The organism is uncultured Caballeronia sp., assembly GCF_964243625.1.
Lineage (GTDB): Bacteria > Pseudomonadota > Gammaproteobacteria > Burkholderiales > Burkholderiaceae > Caballeronia.
This window is the reverse complement of record NZ_CAXTGZ010000650.1, coordinates 1-3338: the sequence shown is the minus strand read 5'-3', so window position 1 is coordinate 3338 and position 3338 is coordinate 1. Positions and strand designations below refer to the sequence as shown.

At 64.6% G+C, this 3338-nt stretch carries 2 protein-coding genes; both read right to left on the bottom strand.

The genetic code is table 11. The annotated features are described in order from the left end of the window. Positions 1-1223, bottom strand: a 1223-nt coding sequence (locus tag ACFFAR_RS28655) for a transglycosylase domain-containing protein (RefSeq protein WP_375508950.1), incomplete at its 3' end; no start/stop codon positions are given. A gap of 4 nt (positions 1224-1227) precedes the next feature. Beyond that, positions 1228-3338 (bottom strand): alpha-2-macroglobulin family protein (locus ACFFAR_RS28650; RefSeq protein WP_375508949.1); only part of this gene is annotated, 2111 nt, incomplete at its 5' end.

The following is a 3338-nucleotide window of genomic DNA, read 5'->3' as shown; positions in this document are numbered from 1 at the left end:
GGGTCGACCAGCAAGCGACCCGCCGTGGCATGCCCGGCCTGGTCGGTCAGCACGATCGCGGCGCCGGCGCCTTCGCCGGTCAGGGTCGCGAGATCGAGCGGGGCGTCATCGAGCAAGGTGGCTGGCGTGAGACGTTTTTCATCGATGGCCTGAGCGTATAAAAACGGCTTGAGCGTCGAGCCGGCTTGACGCAATGCGACGACCGCATCGACCTCCGGCGCATTCGATAACCCGCCCGCCGAGCCCACCCACGCGAGGATCTCGCCGCTGCGGTTATCGATCACGATGGCCGCCCCGTCGTGCACATTGCGTTGATGCGCGCGCGCGTTGAGTTCGAGCAGGGTGCGCGCGAGCGAATCGCGGGCGAAACGCTGCAGGCGGGTGTCGATGGTGGACTTGATGCGCGCGCCGGCTTCCGGATGGACTTCATTCGCGATACGACGCGCGAAATGCGGCGCGAGCGATTCTGAATCGAACGAACGCTGCGCCGCCGATGCCGTGCGCGTGAGCGTCAACTGCACGTAGCTGTCGAGATTCACGCACGGGTCCAAAGCCGGCGTCTTAGCCCGGTTCATGTCGCGCAGGATTCCGCACGCCCGCGCCGAGACCTTCGCGTAATTCGCATTCGGCGCTCGCACGAGCGCCGCGGTCACAGCGGCTTCGCGCTCGTTCAAGCCGGATGGCGACTTGCCGAAGAGCGTCTGCGATAACGCGGAGAGCCCCACGATCTCGCCGCGAAACGGCACGAGATTGAGATACGCCTCCAGGATCTGGTCCTTGCGCCACGCGTGATCGAGCCACAATGCGCCGACTGTTTGCGTCGCTTTTTCGGTAACCGATCTTCTGCCCGGCCGGCGATCGTCATCGATCAAACCGGTCAGTTGCATCGTCACCGTCGACGCACCCCGCGTGCGCGTGTTCCACAAGTTCGCCCATGCCGCGGCCGCGGCGCCGCGCCAATCCACGCCGCTGTGCTCGTAAAAGCGCTTGTCCTCCGAGACCACGATCGCTTCGCGCAGCGCCGGCGATACATCCTGCAGCGCGACCCAGTCGCCGCGCCGTTCGGATGTATCGATGCGCGTGCGCTGCAGCGGCTCGCCATCGCGGCCAAGCAACACCCAGTCGGAACTGCGCCAGCCCGAGCGCACCTCGTCGAAGCTCGGCAGCGCGTAGGCCGAACTGGCGAGCATGCATCCGAGAAGGGCGAGGGCGGCGCGTTTCATGGGTCTATTTTGCAGCGGCCGGTGATGAAGCAAGCGGCGCGACGACCACGGTCGCGTTTGGAACTGCACCGAACACGGACGGCGCGTACAGCGCTTCCACGCGCGTTGGCGGCAGCCCGAACGTGCCCGCGTTGTTCAGCCGGACCGTGTACTCGACCTGCAATTTGCCCTTCGGCAGATAGTCGTAATACGCGCGGTATCCATCGAAGCCACGTTCCACGAATGCCGGCCACGCGCCTTGCGCACTCTTTTCGCCTTCGGTGGCGGCTTCCGAGTCGCGGCCTAAGCCGGAGCCGAGGATCGTCGCGCCAGCCGGGACCGGATCGTTCACGACAACCCACGTCATGTCGCTTTGCGCTTCGATATCAAGATGCACGCGCACAATGTCACCGCGCGACAGCGTGCCTTTGACGGCGGGATCGATGGGCGTCACAGTCTTCGTGATCCGATACCCTGCCGCGAACGGCGCCTTCAACGCAACGGCCGCGAGACTTTCCAGGGTCGCCCATGGTTTGCCTGTTCCGTCCTGCGTGAGGGTGAGCGCGCCCTTGTCCCAGGGCAATGTCACGCTGTGCGAGCCCGGTGTGTTCCACGCGATCGCTTTATCCACGCTGCCTAACGCAATGTGCGTCTGCCCTGTCACCGGCGTGCTTTCAAACACACGCGAGAAACGTTCGACAGCAAGTTTGCCCCATAGATTCGAAGTCGTGGTGTCCCACGCGCCGTTCTTCTGCAACGCCAGCAATCCGCCGATCAGCCTGGGCATTTCGTCCTTCCAGGAAGGGTTGTCGGCGAAAAGCAGCGCCATGCGCGCCGCGTTCGTTTCCGGGCCGGTCATGAGCCAGTAGAGGTCGTCATCAGCCGCGGTCGAGAACGTCAGGCGCGTACCCGAATACGTCATGCGGGCGCGCAGGATCTGATCGATTTGCGCGCGCTGGTCGTCGCGCTGGGCAATGCCGTCCACGCGGGAAAGGATCGCGTAGTAGTCGAGCAGCGCGGACGTCGGCCACTGGTTCGGCGCGATGGTGATCGAGCCGAGCATGCGCGGCTCGGCGAGACCGTATCGCGACAACGCTTCGATGGCCGAGAGTTTCACGAAGTCGAGGTCCTGACGCGGCGACCAGAACTTGCGCTGGATCTTGCCTTCCACGAAGTTCGTCAATGCGCCCGCGAGCTTGTCGCGAAGGTCATCGGGCAGGGCGTAGCGGCGATCTGCCTTCGATGCTTCGTCGCTGACCGCAAGCAGATACGCCGACAACGTCGGACTGCCGTATGGGCGCGAATCATCGGACGGCGGGAAGTAGTTCGCGAGGCCGTCGCTGTCCAGATACGACGGCATGCGTGCAATCACCGTCTGCCATTGCGTGAGGTCGTTGAGACCCAGCGATCGCGATGTCTGTTGCTCGAGGCAGCTATACGGATAGCGCTCGAACCAGCGGCGCACGCCGGGCAGGCCATCGGCGAGTTTTGGCTGCAAGGTCACTGCAATGCCGCCGCGAATCTGCCCGTCGGCGGATGCGACCGCAGTCTCCGGCGGCGCGACCGGCAGCGTGAACGTGCCATCGACTTGCGTCATGGTGGCCTGCTGGACGGTCACGGGGATGGCCGGCACGACGCGTTGCGTGAGCTTGATCGCATCGGCGGCTTTCGGACCGCCTTGCTCGGCCGCGTTCACCTGCCAGTTCAACGCGCCCGTCGCCGCCATGCCAATGGCATCCGGCGTGTTGATCTCCCACGAGATTTCCTTCGATGAATCCGGCGCGAGTTCCACCGTTTGCGCCTTCAGATCGAGCGAAGGCACGTTCGGCGTGACGACAACCTGCATGGTGCGCGCGGTCGTGTTGCGCAGCGTGAAGAGCGCGCGAAACTGGTCGCCCACGCGCACGAGCGGCGGCAAACCGGATATCAGTTGCAGGTCCTGCGTGCTGCGTATCGATGCGCTCCCGGTACCGAACTGCCCGGCGCCAACCGCCCCGATCGCAACGATACGGAAACTCGTCAACGCATCGTTCAAAGGCACGTCGACCGACGCTTCGCCGTTTGCATCGAGCGTCAGGCGCGGATTCCAGAGCAGGAGCGTATCGAAGAGTTCGCGTGTGGCGCTGTGTCCGCCGC